This is a genomic window from Sphingobium sp. S6 (genome assembly GCF_905120495.1).
Classification (GTDB): Bacteria; Pseudomonadota; Alphaproteobacteria; order Sphingomonadales; family Sphingomonadaceae; genus Sphingobium; species Sphingobium agri.
The window spans coordinates 337,413-353,887 of sequence record NZ_CAJHOG010000001.1 but is presented as its reverse complement, the minus strand read 5'-3'; the positions used below and the strand labels follow the sequence as shown (position 1 = coordinate 353,887).

The 16,475-nt window shown below is 59.1% G+C and carries 21 protein-coding genes; 13 read left to right on the top strand and 8 right to left on the bottom strand.

Going from position 1 to position 16,475, the window contains the following annotated elements; translation table 11 throughout:
* Positions 1–29: 29 nt before the first annotated feature.
* Complete coding sequence (locus SPHS8_RS01795; protein WP_236574920.1) at positions 30–380, bottom strand: acyltransferase; 351 nt, start codon at positions 378–380, stop codon at positions 30–32.
* A gap of 21 nt (positions 381–401) precedes the next feature.
* Here SPHS8_RS01795 and SPHS8_RS01790 point away from each other — a divergent pair, with 21 nt between their 5' ends.
* The 8 genes from SPHS8_RS01790 (at position 402) to SPHS8_RS01755 (ending at position 6,176) form a co-directional block, all read left to right on the top strand.
* Entirely contained in the window at positions 402–923 is a 522-nt protein-coding gene (locus tag SPHS8_RS01790; RefSeq protein ID WP_201513618.1) for a hypothetical protein, read from the top strand.
* Between the two features lie 6 nt (positions 924–929).
* Complete coding sequence (locus tag SPHS8_RS01785) at positions 930–1,262, top strand: hypothetical protein (protein ID WP_201513617.1); 333 nt, start codon at positions 930–932, stop codon at positions 1,260–1,262.
* Complete coding sequence (locus tag SPHS8_RS01780; protein ID WP_201530749.1) at positions 1,259–1,468, top strand: DUF7940 domain-containing protein; 210 nt, start codon at positions 1,259–1,261, stop codon at positions 1,466–1,468. Before SPHS8_RS01785 ends, SPHS8_RS01780 begins: the two co-directional genes overlap by 4 nt.
* Entirely contained in the window at positions 1,458–1,922 is a 465-nt protein-coding gene (locus tag SPHS8_RS01775) for a lysozyme (RefSeq protein WP_201513615.1), read from the top strand. Before SPHS8_RS01780 ends, SPHS8_RS01775 begins: the two co-directional genes overlap by 11 nt.
* Positions 1,919–2,479 (top strand): hypothetical protein, encoded by a 561-nt coding sequence (locus tag SPHS8_RS01770; protein WP_201513614.1) that lies wholly within the window; start codon positions 1,919–1,921, stop codon positions 2,477–2,479. Before SPHS8_RS01775 ends, SPHS8_RS01770 begins: the two co-directional genes overlap by 4 nt.
* Positions 2,480–2,580: 101 nt before the next feature.
* Positions 2,581–2,805 carry a spike base protein, RCAP_Rcc01079 family gene (locus tag SPHS8_RS01765; protein ID WP_201513613.1) on the top strand — a complete coding sequence of 75 codons (225 nt, stop codon included), beginning with the start codon at positions 2,581–2,583 and terminating at the stop codon, positions 2,803–2,805.
* A 339-nt stretch (positions 2,806–3,144) separates the two neighbouring features.
* The gene (locus SPHS8_RS01760; protein WP_201513612.1) at positions 3,145–5,109 is read left to right on the top strand and encodes a hybrid sensor histidine kinase/response regulator; all 1,965 of its coding nucleotides are present in this window, start codon (positions 3,145–3,147) and stop codon (positions 5,107–5,109) included.
* A gap of 176 nt (positions 5,110–5,285) precedes the next feature.
* Positions 5,286–6,176 (top strand): alpha/beta fold hydrolase, encoded by an 891-nt coding sequence (locus SPHS8_RS01755; protein ID WP_236574919.1) that lies wholly within the window; start codon positions 5,286–5,288, stop codon positions 6,174–6,176.
* Here SPHS8_RS01755 and SPHS8_RS01750 read toward each other — a convergent pair.
* The 3 genes from SPHS8_RS01750 to epsC form a co-directional block, all read right to left on the bottom strand.
* Positions 6,159–7,103: an NAD(P)H-dependent flavin oxidoreductase gene (locus tag SPHS8_RS01750; protein WP_201513610.1), complete on the bottom strand. Its 945-nt coding sequence runs from the start codon at positions 7,101–7,103 to the stop codon at positions 6,159–6,161. The genes SPHS8_RS01755 and SPHS8_RS01750 overlap by 18 nt on opposite strands.
* Before the next feature lie 82 nt (positions 7,104–7,185).
* Positions 7,186–7,530 carry a DUF2794 domain-containing protein gene (locus SPHS8_RS01745; RefSeq protein ID WP_201513609.1) on the bottom strand — a complete coding sequence of 115 codons (345 nt, stop codon included), beginning with the start codon at positions 7,528–7,530 and terminating at the stop codon, positions 7,186–7,188.
* Complete coding sequence (gene epsC, locus SPHS8_RS01740) at positions 7,527–8,249, bottom strand: serine O-acetyltransferase EpsC (RefSeq protein ID WP_097092747.1); 723 nt, start codon at positions 8,247–8,249, stop codon at positions 7,527–7,529. Before epsC ends, SPHS8_RS01745 begins: the two co-directional genes overlap by 4 nt.
* Before the next feature lie 157 nt (positions 8,250–8,406).
* On the opposite strand from epsC, the gene SPHS8_RS01735 reads away from it, so the two are divergent.
* Together SPHS8_RS01735 and SPHS8_RS01730 are read left to right on the top strand one after the other, a co-directional pair.
* Positions 8,407–9,180: a sulfite exporter TauE/SafE family protein gene (locus SPHS8_RS01735; protein WP_097091385.1), complete on the top strand. Its 774-nt coding sequence runs from the start codon at positions 8,407–8,409 to the stop codon at positions 9,178–9,180.
* 39 nt (positions 9,181–9,219) lie between these two features.
* Positions 9,220–10,146: a hydrogen peroxide-inducible genes activator gene (locus SPHS8_RS01730; RefSeq protein WP_097091384.1), complete on the top strand. Its 927-nt coding sequence runs from the start codon at positions 9,220–9,222 to the stop codon at positions 10,144–10,146.
* Positions 10,147–10,148: 2 nt separating this feature from the next.
* Here SPHS8_RS01730 and SPHS8_RS01725 read toward each other — a convergent pair whose 3' ends face one another.
* Genes SPHS8_RS01725 through pgsA form a run of 3 tightly spaced genes read right to left on the bottom strand, consistent with a single transcriptional unit; the run spans position 10,149 to position 11,416 of the window.
* A complete protein-coding gene (locus SPHS8_RS01725) occupies positions 10,149–10,592 on the bottom strand; it encodes a molybdenum cofactor biosynthesis protein MoaE (RefSeq protein WP_201513608.1) in 444 nt (147 codons plus the stop codon).
* Complete coding sequence (locus SPHS8_RS01720) at positions 10,589–10,849, bottom strand: MoaD/ThiS family protein (RefSeq protein WP_201513607.1); 261 nt, start codon at positions 10,847–10,849, stop codon at positions 10,589–10,591. Before SPHS8_RS01720 ends, SPHS8_RS01725 begins: the two co-directional genes overlap by 4 nt.
* Positions 10,850–10,852: 3 nt before the next feature.
* On the bottom strand, positions 10,853–11,416 hold the full coding sequence (gene pgsA / locus SPHS8_RS01715) for a CDP-diacylglycerol--glycerol-3-phosphate 3-phosphatidyltransferase (protein ID WP_201513606.1): 564 nt from the start codon (positions 11,414–11,416) through the stop codon (positions 10,853–10,855).
* Between the two features lie 145 nt (positions 11,417–11,561).
* Between pgsA and SPHS8_RS01710 the strand changes: the two genes are divergently transcribed.
* Positions 11,562–12,857 carry an MFS transporter gene (locus SPHS8_RS01710; protein ID WP_201514838.1) on the top strand — a complete coding sequence of 432 codons (1,296 nt, stop codon included), beginning with the start codon at positions 11,562–11,564 and terminating at the stop codon, positions 12,855–12,857.
* Positions 12,858–12,867: 10 nt separating this feature from the next.
* Here the strand turns inward: SPHS8_RS01710 and SPHS8_RS20280 are convergent, their stop codons facing one another.
* Complete coding sequence (locus SPHS8_RS20280; RefSeq protein ID WP_236574918.1) at positions 12,868–13,050, bottom strand: hypothetical protein; 183 nt, start codon at positions 13,048–13,050, stop codon at positions 12,868–12,870.
* A 108-nt stretch (positions 13,051–13,158) separates the two neighbouring features.
* Here SPHS8_RS20280 and SPHS8_RS01705 point away from each other — a divergent pair, with 108 nt between their 5' ends.
* On the top strand, positions 13,159–15,219 hold the full coding sequence (locus SPHS8_RS01705) for a transglycosylase domain-containing protein (protein WP_443020027.1): 2,061 nt from the start codon (positions 13,159–13,161) through the stop codon (positions 15,217–15,219).
* Positions 15,220–15,286: 67 nt separating this feature from the next.
* A complete protein-coding gene (gene purT / locus SPHS8_RS01700) occupies positions 15,287–16,453 on the top strand; it encodes a formate-dependent phosphoribosylglycinamide formyltransferase (RefSeq protein WP_097091377.1) in 1,167 nt (388 codons plus the stop codon).
* Positions 16,454–16,475 lie beyond the last annotated feature (22 nt).

Below are 16,475 nucleotides of genomic sequence, written 5' to 3'. Positions count from 1 at the left end.
TGGTGTCAGCTCCGTACCTCGCCGCCTGCCTAGAAGGCGACCGCCACCCCAGCCATGTCCGGCCATATAGCAACCTGAGCGGTCAAGCAGGCGGTCGTGGCTGTGACCTTGTTCAACCAACTTTTGATGACGCCAGCAGACCTCCGCTCTTCGGCCTCAAAGGGCGGGAACTGCGACTGCCACGGATTAGGGATGGTGGAAATGTCATCGAACATGTGCGGTGCGTGGATAGCGAGATGTCGCTTATCCCACACGATGTCGCGCCGCGTGACCTTGGCAGGAACGCCAACGGCGACAGAGTTGGGCGGTATGGTTCCATTGACCAGCGCTCGCGCGCCGATGACGCTACCCTCTCCCACCTTCGCCCCCGGGTAGACCATAGCCTGCGGGCCAAGCCAGACATGATCGCCAATCACAACGGGCTTGCTTTTGTTCACCCGCTTGCCCGTGCGCCGGTCAAAGATCGGGTGCGAATGATCAGAGCGTATATCTATCGAAATGGCGAACATACAGTCATTGCCGATGGTGACGGAGGTCCCTTCGGTAGCGGAGAAAATGCCGCCCCCTGTGCTGGACAGGCGCTCGCCAACGATGATCGAACTATTCAACCCTACCCGCATGTGGCTTTTGATGACGGAGTTTTTGCCAATGCGGACCAGGCCGCCGTCTGCGCTCATTTCGAAGCTGCAATTCTGGAGGCACACCCCATCCCCGATCTCGACGCGACAATTGCGAGCGGCGAAGTTGATCTTGGCATTCTGGCAAAGCTTGGGTGTTCCGATGATCGCATTGCCGCGATCATCCGCGTAGTCCCTGATGTCAGTCACGATAGCCATGGCTTTCCCCTCTCTGTCACGGACTTAGCCAGCGCCGAGGGAACTAATCAACAGGCGAAAAGCCTAGGGTCGGAGCAGCCCGAATGAGCAACTATGACTGAAGCCGCGACCCTAGCGCAATATCGGGTTCTGGCTGAGCAGGCGGCTGACATCGCCCTGACGAAGTATCTGGCCCCCGTTTCCGAACCGAAAGTGGAAATACCAGCACCGATGAAATGGGCGGCGGGGATTATCAGCGCGGTCATGACCGCCGCGGTGGTCGGCATATTCGTGTGGCTGGTCGGAACCGTGAACACGATGCAGCAAACGCTCGTGCGGATCGATGAACGGCAAAGATCGCAGGTTGAAAATCTCGACAGCCGCTTTGCCGATAATGACCGGCGCATCCGCAGGCTGGAAGGCTTTCACAACCTTGGGGGGCAATGATGAAGCTGATCGATGACTGGACCAGGCTATTCAAGCGGTGGAGCGCGCAGATCATCGCGCTGGGCGTCGTAGCGCAGACGGTGTGGGCAACGATGCCCAGCGAAGCCCGGATGCTGTTCCCGGCACCTGAATATATCGGCATCGGGCTCGGCATCGCGGCGCTTATCGCGATGATCATCAAGCAGGGGAAAAGCGATGGCGAATAAGAAGCAGCTTGCCGGGGGCGGCATCGCCGCGGCGATGGTCTTGGCAGTCCCGCTCATTGCGACTTGGGAGGGCAAGAGCAATGATCCCTATCTCGACATCGTGAAGGTGAAGACGGTCTGCTATGGCGAGACGCGCGTGCTTATGCGCCGCTATTCCGATGCCGAATGCTCGGCCATGCTTGAAACCGCGGTGCAGGGTTTCGCCGAGCCGGTCGCCCGCTGCACGCCTGCGATAGCCAATCGGCCATACCAGCTCGCCGCCGCCACCTCCCTCGCCTACAATGTCGGCGCAAGGGGCTATTGCGGATCCACGGCTGCACGCCGCTTCAATGCCGGCGACTTCAAGGGCGGCTGCGCTGCTCTCAAATTCTGGAACAAGGCTGGCGGTCGCGTCGTGGCGGGACTGGTGAACCGCCGCGCGGCCGAATATCGCCTGTGCATGGTGGATCTATGATCGGGGTTCGCGCCAAAATCATAGCGGCGATCGGAGGGGCGATCGCGCTCCTGGTCGCCGCCGTCATCATCTTCGCGCTCAACGCCAGGCTCGATCTCCGAACGATCGAGCGGGACAATGCACGCGACCAGGCGGCGGCCGAGGCAAAGGCGCATGCGCAGACGGTCGCAAACTTCCGGGCCGCCAGCGCGGCCGCAAAGCTCGCGGCCGATCGCAACGTGGAGCGGGTCAAGGCGGACCAGGCCGCCATCACTAAAGGATCTGTCGATGACTACAAAGCTCGCCTTGCCGATGTTGATGCTCGCTATGAGCGCGTGCGCGCGCAACTCGCCGCCCGAACCGATCTCGGCGGCTCCGACCTCGCTCCAATGTCCATCGCCAGCGCTGCCACCTGCCGAGCTTATGGAGGGGGAAGTTGTGACGATCTTCTTGCCAAGCTCCGCATCGCCGAGCGGCAAGCCTGGAACTTGATCGCGCTTCGGAAATGGGTGCGCGACCAGACGGCCGTCCCGTTCAACCCTGCAGCGCCACAAGGAGAGCCGATTTCCGGCCCGTAGGACTCGATTTGAGTTTGTGGCAGGGAGAGTGCCTCAAGCGCGTGTTTCAACGTCTGACGAGTCTCCCGCTGCCAAATATCGTCATATAGATGGAGACGCCTGTGTCAAAGCCGAACCAATTTATCGCCATCACGCCGAGCGACGGTGCGTTGCTCAAGAATTTCCAGCGGCTCGTAATCGGCGGCGCTGGCAACCTGGTCCTCAAGAGCGCGAATGGAACCGATGCCGATGTGACCTTGCCGGTCGCTGCCGGCCAGGTTGTGCCCTTCGCATCCGGGTATGTGCGCGCTGCTACGACGGCGACTGGCATCGTCGGGATGAACTGAATGCCGTTCCAACATCGCGCGCAAAACGCCCGGTGTTGGAACAACAGCGCCAGCTAAGTTATTGAAAATTCATGGCGCGGGAACATTGGGAAGCAAATGCTCTACCATTGAGCTACACCCGCGCGCTGCCGGGGATTAGCCGCTGAGTATTGCAAGGTCAACGACTTGCACCTCAATTTCACGCGGCCCGCCGTTCAACTCCCTCAAACGTTCAAAAATATACTTTAGTTAATAGAGGGATGGCTTATGCCGCGTTACAAAGCGGTTCGCTAGCGGAACGATGAACGGTCCAGTGTGTTTGATGGATTCGAGAAGATAGAATAGCGTAATGGGGAAATTATGAGCACGGCGGCGCCGGAGTTCTCTGGAAACCGCTTCGAGTTGCTTGTCCAGAGCGTCACTGATTACGCGATCTACATGCTTTCGACCAATGGCACGATCGTCAGCTGGAATGCAGGCGCGCGCAGGTTCAAGGGATATGAGGCCGACGAAATCGTTGGTCAGCACTTTTCCCGCTTCTACACACCGGAAGATCAGGCAGTGGGCATTCCCGCTCTCGCACTGGAAACAGCCGAGCGGGATGGCCGGTTCGAAGCCGAAGGATGGCGCGTACGCAAGGACGGAGGCAGGTTCTGGGCCAGCGTCGTCATCGATCCCATCCGGGATCCCGGCGGCACGTTGATAGGTTTCGCCAAGGTTACACGCGATCTGACGGAACGCCGCGCGGCGGAAGAGGCATTGAAGGCGAGCGAGGAGCGATTTCGCCTGTTGGTCGAAAGCGTAACCGACTACGCCATCTACATGCTTGACGCTGTCGGCACGATAACCAGCTGGAATGCCGGAGCAGCACGGTTCAAGGGCTATACCGCCGACGAAATCCTAGGCCAGAATTTCTCCCGCTTCTATTCCGAAGAAGATCGGATGGCCGGAATTCCCTCCCGCGCCTTGGAGACTGCGTCGAGGGAGGGCCGGTTCGAAGCGGAAGGCTGGCGCATTCGCAAGGATGGCTCGCGCTTTTGGGCCAATGTCGTTATCGACGCCATTCGCAGCCCCATGGGTGAGCTGATAGGCTTTGCAAAGATTACACGCGACCTCACTGAACGGCGCGAAACCCAGTTGGCTTTGGAAGAAGCGCGGGAGGCCATCTTCCAGTCCCAGAAGATGGACGCGATCGGAAAGCTGACAGGAGGCGTCGCGCACGACTTCAATAACCTGCTCGCCGTCATCGTCGGAAGTCTGGATTTGGCGAGGCAGCGGCTCGAAACCGGGGGCGACATTTCACGCTACATCGACAATGCCATGACGGCAGCGGATCGAGGCGCCACCTTGACCCAACGCATGCTGGCGTTCGCGAGGCGTCAGGAACTGAAACTTGGCAGCGTCGACTGCATCGCGCTGGTCCGGAACATGGCCGGACTATTGAAATCCACTCTGGGATCGACGGTCACGATCGAAACCCGCTTTCCCCTTTCGCTCAGTTCGGCGCATGCTGATCCGGCGCAACTAGAACTGGCGTTGCTGAATTTGGCCGTCAATGCACGTGATGCCATGCCGGGTGGCGGCCGGATCATTGTCGAAGGCGCCGAAGCCCATTTGCTGGCAGAACAGCGGCCTGACCTGCCTACCGGACATTATGTACGCCTCTCCGTCATCGATGAAGGGGAAGGGATGGATGAGGATACGCTCGCGCGCGCCCGGGAGCCCTTCTTCACCACCAAGGGGATTGGCAAGGGAACTGGCTTGGGCTTGTCCATGGTCCATGGCTTTGCTGAACAATGCGGTGGATCGCTGATCATCTCAAGCGAGCGCGGGAGCGGCACGACTGTCTCGCTTTGGCTCCCTGTCGCTAGAGAGGATGCAAATGCGACGGATGAGGAACGTCCCGCCCCGTCCATCCTCACCCTGAGCGATCAACCCTTGGTCATATTGGCCGTCGATGATGACGACCTAGTGCTGACGAACACCGCAGGTATGCTGGAGGAGTTGGGACATACGGTATTTCAGGCTGGTTCCGGCGCGGACGCGCTGCGCATGCTGGCCGAAGGCGAGGTAGACCTTGTCATCACCGACCACGCCATGCCCAATATGACAGGCGCGCAGCTGGCCGATGCGCTGGATGAAACTCATCCCGGCCTACCCGTCATCATCATCACCGGCTATGCGGAACTGCCGCCGCACGCCACCAAGCGGTTGCGGCTCGATAAGCCCTTCAAGCAAGCTGAACTGGCCCGCATGCTGTCTATTGCGCGTCATGATTCCTCTGCTGAGCGCGTAATCCCGTTTGGACGATCCCCCGATTTTTGAGAGCTCTGGCTAATTTCAATCCTGCTCCCAAATTGGTACGGCAGAATGAGACCTTTGCTCATTATCGTCATCAATTCTCCCGAGAATCTGTTATAACAGTTGCGTTATGATGCAGCCGGTCCAGATCGGGGAGCGCGCCTGAAAACATGAATATTACTCCCACTTTTGCAGCACCCGTGAGCGAACATGCCGACCCCATTGCTCCGTTGAGCCCGACATCGCATTTCTTCACTTCGTTGCGTACTCGCCTCCATTATGTGGACTGGGGCAATCGGTCAGCCCCCACCTTGATCCTGGTTCACGGAGCGCTCGATCATGCGCGCAGCTGGGACTGGACAGCGCGGGCACTCGCGCGCGACTTCCATGTCGTGGCCCTCGATCTTCGAGGCCATGGTGACAGCGCCTGGTCAGCCGCAGGGACCTATTCGATGGCGGATTTCGTCTATGATCTTGCGCAGCTTGTTGATCTGGTCAGCCGCGACAAGGTCATTCTGGTCGGCCATTCACTCGGAGGATCTATCGCCTTGCGCTATGCGGGGCTCTTCCCGGACCGCATAGACCGGTTGGTCGCCATCGAAGGACTTGGCCTTTCTCCCGATGCTCTTCAGGAAAAGGCCACCCATCCTGCTCCTGATCGCTGGCGCGAATGGATAGAGCGGCGTCGCGCAAGCGCTCGCAAACCCTCACGCAATTATCCGACGCTCGAGGCCGCCGTTGCGCGTATGCGAGAGAGAAACGACCATCTGTCAGGCGAGCAGGCGCTCCATCTGACCGCACACGGCGTCAATCGCAATGAAGACGGCAGCTATGAATGGAAGTTTGATCCTTATTTGCGCCATTTCCCGCCCCAGGACATGACGGACCATGATCTCCCCGATTTCTGGGAGCGGATCATTTGTCCCGTTCTGCTATGCCTGGGTCTGGACAGTTGGGCATCCAACCCCGTCGAGGACGGTAGGGCAGCCCATTTCCAGGATGCGCGGTTGGTGGAGTTTGCCGATGCAGGCCATTGGGTGCATCATGATCAATTCGACTCCTTCATGCGTGAATTACGCGCCTTCCTGTAATTGGAACGCCATAACCGCAGCCCTGTATTGAGCTTTAAGCTCCTGTATAAGCCAGGCCGCCGGCTGAATTTTCCGTACCGCCCCTATTCCTTGACCCGCGCCCCATATGTCCCGCCAGGCCTTTTTGTCCTCTTCGGCCATGGAAGCGATGTCCATGTCTCTGGCTTGCGGCAACCTGTCTGCATCGAAACCAGCTGCCGTAATGCTAGGCCGTAGGTAATTGCCGAGGACGCCGGTAAAATAGTCGGAATAGACGATGTCGCCTGAACTGCTGTCCACGATCATCTGCTTGTATCTTTGGTCCGCATTCGCCTCTTCGGTCGCAATGAAAGCTGACCCCATATAGGCCAAATCGGCCCCCATCATCTGGGCGGCGGCGATCGAACGGCCGGTCGCGATGGCCCCCGACAAGATCAAAGGACCATCAAACCAGGCGCGGATTTCCTCGACCAGGGCGAATGGCGACAAAGTACCTGCATGGCCCCCTGCCCCCGCCGCAACCGCGATCAGTCCGTCAGCCCCCTTTTCGATGGCCTTCCTGGCGAACATGTTGTTGATGACATCATGGAGGACGATGCCACCATAGCTGTGCACAGCCTCATTGACGTCAGTGCGGGCGCCTAAAGAGGTGATCACAATCGGAACGCGATATTTCACGCAGAGCGCAAGATCTTCTTCCAGCCGGGCGTTCGTTTTATGGACAATGAGGTTGACGGCGAATGGCGCGTCCTGATCAATCAGTTCGCGGTTCAGAAGTTGAAGCCAATCCTCGAATACACCTGAAGGTCGGGCGTTGAGGGACGGGAAGGATCCCACGATCCCGGCCCTGCACTGTGCGACTACCAGCGCGGGCTGGGAGACGATGAACATCGGTGACGCGATCAGTGGCAATGATAAGCGTTCTCGAAGCAGCGCCGGCAAGGTCATTAACAATCCTATCAGTTGTCCGATCTTGCGGAAGGCCGAGCCGTGCGCCTGTGGATCGGGTATATGAGACGCACGAGCGCGGCTAGTCGTTAACGATCTTGAGCAATCTGCGTTCTACAGGGGCAAGAATGCCCTGCAGTTCGGCCCCTCGCTTCAAAATGCCGCCTGCTTCCCCGATCAGGGCCCACATTCCCTGACGATGGCGAAGCGAGGGCCGTTTTTCAATGCGGTATTCAGGACGTTCGGCTGCTCTGCGAAACGCCGAAAAGACGGCGGCATCACAGCCCAGATCAATTGCATAGTCACGCCAGTGTCCGGCCGAAACCATGCGGCCGTAGAGATCCATGATGCGCTGCAACTCCAAACGATCAAACCCCGTTTGCCCCGCTGCGGAGGCTTTGGAGGGGAACGGGGTCACGTTGGTCATGAGGCGCGACCACGCTCCCTGAACAGAGGGATGTCATCATCGGGACTAAGCGACCCTTCTTTCTTTTGTTCAAGAAGTTCCGCCAGCCGCTTCTGCAACTGTTCAACTTCATGCTGAAGCTGCTCCAGCTTATGCTTTTCAGGATCGTAGCAGTCGCTGCAGGGCGTGCCATAAGGTAGGAACTCACGACGATAGGCGGTGACGTCGACCAGCATCTGGCGGGCAGGAATGCCAACCATCGTAGCACCTTCAGGCACATCTTTCGTGACCACGGCGTTGGCGCCCACGCGTGCCCTCGGGCCAACATGTACAGGGCCGAGCACCTGCGCGCCTGAACCCACGATGACCCCGTCGGCAAGCGTCGGATGGCGCTTTCCGGCAATGCCATTCGCAGGATCTGTGCCGCCAAGAGTTACATTCTGATAGAGGGTAACATCATCGCCGATCTCTGCGGTTTCCCCGATGACCGTGAACCCATGATCAATGAAGAAACGCTTGCCGATGCGCGCGCCTGGATGAATGTCGTTTCCGGTAAGAAACCGGGAAAAATGATTGACGGCACGCGCCAGGAAATAAAGCCGCGCGCGATAAAGGCCATGCGCGACCCGATGAAATCCGAGCGACCAAACACCCGGATAAAGGAGGATTTCAGCCCGGGAACGTGGAGCTGGATCACGGGATTTGACCGAGTCCAAATAGCCGATAAGATTGCGCAACATGCAGCGGCCCCTGAAAATCGAAGGGTCATACATAAGGCCACGGCCAAGTTTTTTCCAGATGTCGGCTATTTCGGCTTCTGACCATAAAACAGAATGTTTCTTGGCGTGCTATGATATACCTATCACTGCGGTAGACAATCAACGAGGGGCCCCTTGAATGACCGATCCCGTTCTCGCTCATCTCAGCGAACTCCTACCGTTCATTCTCATTGGGTTTGGAGCCCAGATGATCGACGGTGCGCTGGGGATGGCGTACGGCGTTATCTCAAGCACCCTGCTCTTGGCGCTGGGCGTACCACCTAGCCGCGCGTCGGCAAGCGTTCACGCGGCAGAGACATTCACGACGGCCGTTTCAGCGATAAGTCACATCGCGCACCGGAATGTTGATTGGCGACTTTTCGCTCGCCTCATCATTCCCGGCGTCATCGGCGGCGTAACGGGGGCGTATATCCTCTCGAACATCGATGGTTCAGTGATAAAGCCCTTCGTTCAAGTCTACCTGACCGCGATCGGGATTTATCTCATCTGGCGCGGCTTCCACCTGCCGCCGCAACCGCGCGATCCGAAATGGGTAGCGCCCCTCGGGTTGGTTGGCGGCTTCATGGACGCGACAGGAGGCGGTGGCTGGGGCCCGATCGTGACATCTAATTTGCTTATTCAGGGGTCTAGCCCTCGCCATACTATCGGGACGGTCAACTCTGTCGAGTTCGTACTTACTCTCTCGATCAGCCTGACCTTCATCCTGCATCTGGGATGGCAAGCTTTCACGACCTACACCGTTGGCCTCCTGCTAGGCGGTATCATCGCTGCACCCTTTGGCGCGATGCTCGCCCGCCATGTCGCACCGCGCATGCTATTCACGGCAGTTGGAACGATCCTGACGCTCACATCCTTGTTCGGCGTCGCCAAATGGCTTGGATATATCGGCTAATGCTCTTATCTTCGCCATTCTGATCGAGAAAGGCGATTGATGTCGAGCTACATGCCTACGCTGAAGCAGCTGCAATATCTTGTGGCGCTGAAGCAGCATGGGCACTTCGGCAAGGCAGCGGACAGCTGCTATGTTACGCAATCAACCCTGTCGGCAGGGATTCGGGAGCTGGAATCTCTCATCGGCGTGACGCTGGTAGAGCGGACCCGGAGAGTTGTGCGCTTTACCGCCCTAGGCGACCGCATAGTCGAGAAGGCGCATCGCGTGTTGCGCGAGGCGGAAGAGCTGGCGGCCATTGCCGAAGCATCGGGAAAGCCGCTCACGGGCGAGTTACGCATGAGCGTGATTCCGACGATCGCGCCATTCCTGCTACCCAGGCTGCTCCCACGGCTGCGGGCGGACAGACCCGAACTCAAGCTCTACCTTCGCGAAGAAACGACGCAAACCGCCATTGAATCACTGCGTCATGGAAATGTTGATTGCGTGCTGCTGGCCCTGCCTTTCCCCACTGGTGAGTTGGACAGCGAACTGCTTTTCCAGGACCGGTTGTACGTTGCTTTTCCACAGGATGATCCACGCGACCCGCCCGAATGGATCGCGCCGGACATGATCGATGAAACGAAGCTGCTTCTGCTGGAAGACGGACACTGCCTAAAGGACCATGCTTTGGCTGCCTGCAACCGGCCGGAAATTCGTTCAAGCGCCATGATGATGGGGACGTCCCTGCACACGCTGGTGCAGATGGTCGATAACGGCCTTGGCATGACCATCATGCCGGAAATGGCGATCGCCGGCGGGATATTGGATCATACCCAGATCACCGCGCGCCCTTTGCGATCCGACCGATCACATCGCGACATCGCTCTGGTCTGGCGCAAGAACAGTCCGAGGGAGAAGGAATTTCGCCTGCTGGCCGAACTATTGCGAGATGCTGCCGATCTCCCGCAATCCAGCGCCGCCGCCTGATCTTAGAGGGTCCAGCCTCTGGCTTTCGCCTCGTCCTCGACACGCGCTTCGACCCAGTTGGCTCCGCCGTCGGCGAAATATTCCTTTTTCCAAAATGGCGCTTCGGACTTCAACCAGTCGATAAGGAAGGCGCAGCTTTCCAGAGCAGCCGATCTGTGGCGCGATGCCGTTCCGACGAAAACTATATGTTCGCCCGCCCCTAGTCGTCCAAAGCGATGGATAACGCGCACGCCTAGCAGCGGCCAGCGATCCATCGCTTCGTCAACTATCCGCTCGACCTGAGCAGCTGTCATCGCTGGATAGTGATGAAGCTCCAACGCCACCAAGTCATTTTCTCCACGCACAACGCCGGTGAAGCTAGCGACGGCGCCCCCACCTGCCGCTTCGAGCAACGCGAGTTCAGCACCAGCGTCAAAGCCTTCTTCTTGGATGGAGACCCGGCTCATCCGCCGGTGACCGGCGGGAAGATTGCCAGCTCCAGCGCTTCACCGACCAGGCTGTCCAGCGGTACGAACCGCTGGTCCAGCGCAGCGCGCAATCGTGACTGGTCACCCAATGCTTGGCCGTAGCCGCCGTCACGGGCCGCCAGTTGTTCGATCAGGTCAGCTACCGTCACGCCTGCGGGAGGTTGATCGACTTGCTCGCTATCGCAGCCGATGATCTCCCGGACCCAAGCGAAGTAGAGGATGTCGAGCTTAGCCACCCCTCAATCCATATGCTTGATGCCGACGCGCAGATAGTCCCATCCGGTGATCAGCGTCAGTATGGCAGCCGCCCACAGCGTAGCGATCCCCAGCAACTGCATCAACGGGAAGGCTGGCACCGCGCCCGCAAATATCAATGCGCCCAAAGCGATAAGCTGAAACGCCGTTTTCCACTTCGCCAAGCGGGAGACGGGGACCGAAACCTGGAGCCCGGCCAAAAATTCGCGAAGGCCCGACACCGCGATTTCGCGCAGCAGAATGATCATGGCGGCCGCGATGTGAATACCCGCGATATCCCGGGTTGCTGCCAACATCAGGATAACCGCGCCGACCATGATCTTGTCTGCGATAGGATCAAGGAAAACGCCCAGCTTCGACACAGTACCCTGCGCTCGCGCCAGATAGCCGTCAAAATAGTCGGTAATGCCCATCAGGCAGTAAAGAGCGAATGCCAGGGCATAGCCAGTCGTCCAACGCGCACCGACCTCCGCAGGCCACAGCAACGCGACCAGCAAAGGCACAGTCAATATCCGCGAAAGCGTCAGCAAATTGGGCAGCGTCAGCATGGGCGCGGACTGCCACAGTCCGCAGCGTTGTACAAGCAGCGGTGGAGAGGCTGGGATCGCTTATCGTCCGGATGGGTTGGACAGTCGCAGCCGTAGCCGCTAGACCGCGCTCCGCTCGTCCACAGCGAAGAAGACCTTCTTGCCTATGCAAGCCTCCCTCAGGCTCCTTAACAAGCGACGTTTTCTGCCGCTTTTCATCACTCAGCTGCTCGGCGCCTTCAACGACAATCTGTTCAAGAACGCGATGGTCCTGTTCGTCGTGTACAGCGTCTATAATGACGAGCGGTCCGAGACCTGGTTCAGCGCCTTGGCGACCGGCATATTCATCCTGCCTTTCTTTCTCCTTTCGGCCCTTTCAGGACAGCTTGCTGATCAGCGGGACAAGGCGGTCATCATCCGTTACGTCAAAGCGGCGGAAATCGTCATAATGCTGGTTGGCGCAGCGGGCCTCGCCCTGATCTGGAGCGGCATTGCGATCCATAGCCTCGCGATCCCGCTGCTGCTTTGTGCTCTGTTTGCTATGGGGGTTCACTCGACATTCTTCGGCCCGATCAAATACGCGATTCTCCCTCAGCACCTGCATGATGACGAAGTTCTCGGCGGCACGGGCCTGGTCGAGGCAGGGACCTATATAGCCATTCTCGCCGGCACCATCCTGGCAGGTATCATTCCAGTCGAGGTTGCCGCGATCGGGATCGTTGTGACAGCCGCCATCGGATATGTGGCAGGCAGGGAAGTACCGCCCGCGCCATCGCTGCTTGGGCGACAGCCGATCGACTTCCACATCATCCGATCATCGATCACGCTGGTGCGCGGCACCATGCACATCCGCCGCCTGTTTCTGGCGATCATGGCGATCAGCTTGTTCTGGGCGGTAGGATCGATACTTTTTATCCAGTTTCCTCCACTCGTCAAAAATGTGCTGTCGGCGGACAAGCCTGTGGCGAGCCTGTTCCTCGCGATCTTTTCCGTCGGGATCGCCATTGGTTCGATCGCCATCAATCGCCTGCTGAAAGGGCATGTGTCTGCCCGCTATGCGCCAGCTGCCGTCATCGGCATGGGTCTGTGCATCATCGCCTTCCACATCGTGTGCGACTTGTGGACGCCCGAGGCGGGCGGCGGCATGCTCTCGCTTCAAGGCTTTCTGGCCCATCCGCTGGCGCTCGCATTGTCGGCATGCCTGCTAGGCGTAGCGACGTTCGGCGGCATGTTCGTGGTCCCGCTTTACGCCTTTCTCACCACGACGGTCGAAAAGTGTGAAGCCGCCCGGACCGTGGCGGCCAACAACATCGTGAATTCCGGGGCAATGGTGCTGGGGTCGCTCTTTGCCATCAGCCTCAGCATCGCGGGCATGTCCGTCGTCAATCAGTTGCTGCTGGTTGCTGTCCTATGCCTTCCTTGCGCCTGGCTGGCTTGGAGGCTTCACAAGGCCTGCGACTGATCGGATCATCCTAGAAAATGAAGCTGTAGAAGGCCGTGAAGAAGGCGCAGAAGCTGAGAAGAAAAAGCTTCCAATCGCTATCGTCTGACGCAGGAACCGAACTCTCCTGCACTGTCAGCACATGGCGCGGCAAGGCCTGGCGGAAAGGATGACGCGAGGATTCGTTGGTAAGGATCAGCGGACGTGTTCGCATAGCGCCAAGTTAACGTCTGATTTACCAATTCGGCTATCCTCAATCGTGGTTAACCGGTGACTGTCCCACGACAGGACGCTCTTGACCGTATCAATCCTATAATACAGCATATCGGAGCCGATGAGAGACCCCTTGCCCGCGCCTCAGCCAGATCAGCCTGCACGCGAGTTCGGCGCAGGCCCGCCCAGCGCGTTCGCACCGCCTACGCCCTGGCGTCGGCGACTTCAGATCGTCGGCTGGATCGTCGCGGGATTGCTGGCCCTGCTGATGCTGGTGATCGCATGGTTGGCAGTCACAGCGCCGATGTCGAGATCGTTAAAGCCGATCGCCCCCCCAAGCGTCAGCCTCATGTCCGCCGACGGTCATCTGATCGCTCGACGTGGCGCGATTATCGATCGCCCCGTATCTATGACGGACCTTCCCCAGCATGTGCCACAAGCCTTCATGGCGATCGAGGATCGTCGCTTCTACAGCCATTGGGGCGTTGATCCTCGTGGCATCTTGCGGGCGGCTTGGCATAATCTTTGGTCGGATGGGTCATCGCAGGGCGGGAGTACGATTACGCAACAACTCGCCAAGGGCGTGTTCCTGTCAAGCGACAGAACGTTCGGCCGCAAGGCTCGGGAAGCCCTGATAGCATTCTGGCTTGAGGCATGGCTGACCAAGGACCAGATTTTCGAACGCTATCTGTCCAATGTCTATTTCGGCGACAATGTCTATGGCCTTCGCGCAGCTTCGCTTCACTATTTCAACCGTCAGCCAGAGCGGCTGACCATTCCCCAGGCTGCGATGCTCGCTGGGTTGCTGAAGGCGCCGTCCCGCCTGGCACCCACGACGAACCTCAAGGGCGCAAGAACGCGCGCCGCCCTCGTGACCCAGGCGATGGTGGATGCTGGGTATATCAGCAAGGCTGAACGCAACGCCCTACGTCCTGCCCGTCTGGACGTACGTGAGACGCCCAGTTCGACTACGGGCACCTACTTCGCTGACTGGGTGCTGCCAGAGGCGCGTGATCGCGCAGGTGCTGTTTATGGCGCGCAGACCATTCCTACTACGCTGGATTGGCGAATTCAGAGGCTTGCCGAGACAGCAATCCGCAGAGCGCCGCTGGGAAAGGCGGAAGCGGCGCTTGTGGCGATGAAGCCTGATGGCAGCGTCGTAGCGATGATTGGCGGAAAAAATTATCGCACGAGCAGTTTCAACAGGGCTGTGCAGGCAAAGCGGCAGCCAGGATCGACCTTCAAACTGTTCGTCTATCTCGCGGCCTTCCGCGCTGGAATGACGCCGGAGGATTTTGTTGAGGACACGCCGATTACCAGCGGCACCTATCGTCCATCCAATCACGGCGGCAAATATCGAGGACGCATCACCTTGCGTCAGGCTTTCGCAGCGTCGAGCAATGTCGCCGCCGTAAGGCTGACGCAAAAGGTCGGAGTGGACGCCGTCATCAAGGTCGCTCGTGATCTCGGCGTAACTGCGCCACTGACCGAGGATCTCAGCCTCGCGCTCGGCACATCGGAAATCCCGCTCATCGAACTTGCGCAGGCTTACGCAACGGTTGCGGCGGGCGCCTATCCCGTCATCGCCCACGGTCTGCCGCCAGAGGAGCAGGGATGGTTCGAGCGGCTGATGAGCCGGCAGCGGCACTTCAGCCAGGATGAGTTGGAGATGATCCGCGACCTGCTGTCCTCGGCTGCAAACCGCGGCACTGGCAGCGCTGCGGCGCTGCGCACAAGCACCTTCGGCAAGACCGGAACGACGCAGGACAGCCGGGACGCCATCTTCGTGGGCTATGCGGGTGGGCTGGTGACGGCTGTATGGGTCGGCAATGATGATAATACACCCCTTCCTGGGGGCAGCGCAGGAGGGGGCGTGCCTGCGCGAATTTGGCGCAACTTCATGTCGGGAGCGATCAACGAGCCCGTCGAAACGCCGCCCGAGCAGCAGGATAGCGACTTGGTCAACGCAATCGCGAATGTGACGATAGAGACAGGCGTCGGCAATATGAGCGTTGGGGTCGATGAAGATGGCATGTCAGTCAACATCGGCCCCAATCAGTTGCGCCTGCCCATTGGCCAACCTGATGCGCCGCCGCTCCCCCCGCCCCCGGCGGCACTCCCGCCTCGCATCGCACCCACCCAGCCAGTGGATGAAGGCGTGGAACCTTGAGATGATTGACGGCTGAACCAGGCGGGCGGCATGCCTCTCCGCAACAGGGGGCGATTCGAGGATAGAGATGGCATTTACCGCGAAGATATTGCTGTTGGGGTCAGGCGAGCTCGGCCGTGAGTTCGTTATCTCCGCCAAGCGGCTCGGCTGTGAGGTCATCGCTTGCGACAGCTACGCCGGTGCACCCGCCATGCAGGTTGCGGACGGTTTTGAAGTCTTCTCCATGCTCGACGAGAGCTTGCTGCGCGATGCGATAGAGCGGCACCAACCGGACTATATCGTGCCGGAAATCGAAGCCATCCGTACCGAGGTGCTGGCGGAAGTCGAAGCGCAGGGTTTGACGGTCGTTCCATCCGCCCGTGCCACCATCATGACGATGAACCGCGATCGCATCAGGGAGGTGGCAGCGGTGGAGCTAGGCCTCCGCACATCCCGCTATCGCTATGCGGAAAGTTTGGAAGAGGTGCGCCAGGGCGCTGAGCACACCGGTTTTCCATGCGTGATCAAACCGGTCATGTCGTCTTCAGGAAAAGGACAGAGCACGATCCATTCTACAGATGAGCTGGAACAGGCCTGGGACTATGCCGTGGCCAACATGCGCGGCGACCGCAGCCGGGTAATCGTCGAACAGTTTATCGATTTCGATTATGAGATCACGCTGCTGACCGTTCGAAGCCGCGATGGGGTCAGCTTCTGTCCGCCGATCGGGCATAGGCAAGAACGCGGGGATTATCAGGAAAGCTGGCAACCTGCGCCAATGCATCCGGCTGCTTTGGCCAAGGCAGAGGATATGGCCCGTGCCGTCGTCGATAATCTAGGCGGCTATGGGATATTTGGCGTCGAGTTCTTCGTGAAGGGAGAGGATGTCATCTTCTCCGAACTGTCCCCCCGGCCTCACGATACCGGGATGGTGACGCTGATTTCACAGAATCTGAGCGAGTTCGATCTGCATGCCAGAGCGATCCTGGGCTTGCACGTACCCCAGGTGCGGTTGAACGGTGCATCTGCTTCAGCCGTGCTGCTGGCTGACCGCGCATCGGAACATTTCGCAATTGAAGGTGCCGCCGATGCACTGGACGCATCGGGCGGAGAAGTGGATCTCCGCATCTTTGCCAAACCATCAACCCGCCCGTACCGGCGGATGGGCGTGGCGTTGGCGCTGGCTGATAATACGGACAGCGCGCGCAAATTGGCTGCGAGCGCAGCAGCCAAGCTCAAGATCATCTACAAATAATATGTGCAGCCTTCCTCAAGCG

Bases quoted from the DNA above. Each gene is read 5' to 3' on its own strand.
- SPHS8_RS01730 (WP_097091384.1), top strand. From the start codon at position 9,220: ATGTCGAGCTACATGCCTACGCTGAAGCAGCTGCAATATCTTGTGGCG.
- pgsA (WP_201513606.1), bottom strand. From the start codon at position 11,416: ATGCTGACGCTGCCCAATTTGCTGACGCTTTCGCGGATATTGACTGTG.
- SPHS8_RS01745 (WP_201513609.1), bottom strand. From the start codon at position 7,530: ATGACCAACGTGACCCCGTTCCCCTCCAAAGCCTCCGCAGCGGGGCAA.
- epsC (WP_097092747.1), bottom strand. From the start codon at position 8,249: ATGTTGCGCAATCTTATCGGCTATTTGGACTCGGTCAAATCCCGTGAT.
- SPHS8_RS01785 (WP_201513617.1), top strand. From the start codon at position 930: ATGACTGAAGCCGCGACCCTAGCGCAATATCGGGTTCTGGCTGAGCAG.
- SPHS8_RS01775 (WP_201513615.1), top strand. From the start codon at position 1,458: ATGGCGAATAAGAAGCAGCTTGCCGGGGGCGGCATCGCCGCGGCGATG.
- SPHS8_RS01760 (WP_201513612.1), top strand. From the start codon at position 3,145: ATGAGCACGGCGGCGCCGGAGTTCTCTGGAAACCGCTTCGAGTTGCTT.
- SPHS8_RS01735 (WP_097091385.1), top strand. From the start codon at position 8,407: ATGACCGATCCCGTTCTCGCTCATCTCAGCGAACTCCTACCGTTCATT.
- purT (WP_097091377.1), top strand. From the start codon at position 15,287: ATGGCATTTACCGCGAAGATATTGCTGTTGGGGTCAGGCGAGCTCGGC.
- SPHS8_RS01770 (WP_201513614.1), top strand. From the start codon at position 1,919: ATGATCGGGGTTCGCGCCAAAATCATAGCGGCGATCGGAGGGGCGATC.
- SPHS8_RS01710 (WP_201514838.1), top strand. From the start codon at position 11,562: ATGCAAGCCTCCCTCAGGCTCCTTAACAAGCGACGTTTTCTGCCGCTT.
- SPHS8_RS20280 (WP_236574918.1), bottom strand. From the start codon at position 13,050: ATGCGAACACGTCCGCTGATCCTTACCAACGAATCCTCGCGTCATCCT.
- SPHS8_RS01795 (WP_236574920.1), bottom strand. From the start codon at position 380: ATGGTCTACCCGGGGGCGAAGGTGGGAGAGGGTAGCGTCATCGGCGCG.
- SPHS8_RS01790 (WP_201513618.1), top strand. From the start codon at position 402: ATGATCGCCAATCACAACGGGCTTGCTTTTGTTCACCCGCTTGCCCGT.
- SPHS8_RS01725 (WP_201513608.1), bottom strand. From the start codon at position 10,592: ATGAGCCGGGTCTCCATCCAAGAAGAAGGCTTTGACGCTGGTGCTGAA.
- SPHS8_RS01750 (WP_201513610.1), bottom strand. From the start codon at position 7,103: ATGACCTTGCCGGCGCTGCTTCGAGAACGCTTATCATTGCCACTGATC.
- SPHS8_RS01780 (WP_201530749.1), top strand. From the start codon at position 1,259: ATGATGAAGCTGATCGATGACTGGACCAGGCTATTCAAGCGGTGGAGC.